This window comes from Paraburkholderia sp. SIMBA_054 (assembly GCF_046534875.1).
Lineage (GTDB): Bacteria > Pseudomonadota > Gammaproteobacteria > Burkholderiales > Burkholderiaceae > Paraburkholderia > Paraburkholderia hospita.
Map to the genome: position 1 here is coordinate 1 of NZ_JAWRXV010001643.1, position 239 is coordinate 239.

The 239-nt window shown below is 71.1% G+C and carries 1 protein-coding gene; it reads right to left on the minus strand.

Translation table 11 applies throughout. The annotated features are described in order from the left end of the window. On the minus strand, positions 1 to 239 hold a 239-nt coding region (locus SB822_RS60660), incomplete at both ends, for an AAA family ATPase (protein WP_410859596.1).

A 239-nucleotide genomic window follows, 5' to 3' on the forward strand; every position in this document is an offset into this window, starting at 1 on the left:
CCGGAGAAGCCCTGGCTGGCCGCGGCCAGGGCCGGCAAGGCGAAGTCGTCGGCATCCAGGCCGCGCCGGCCCAGGTGCAGGCGCAGCAGTTCCACCCGGGTATCGGGCGCGGGCAGGTCGACGAAGAAGATCTCGTCGAAGCGGCCCTTGCGCAGGAGTTCGGCCGGTAGCTCGTGGACCTGGTTGGCGGTGGCGACGATGAACACCTGGCTGCGGCGCTCGGCCATCCAGGTCAGCAG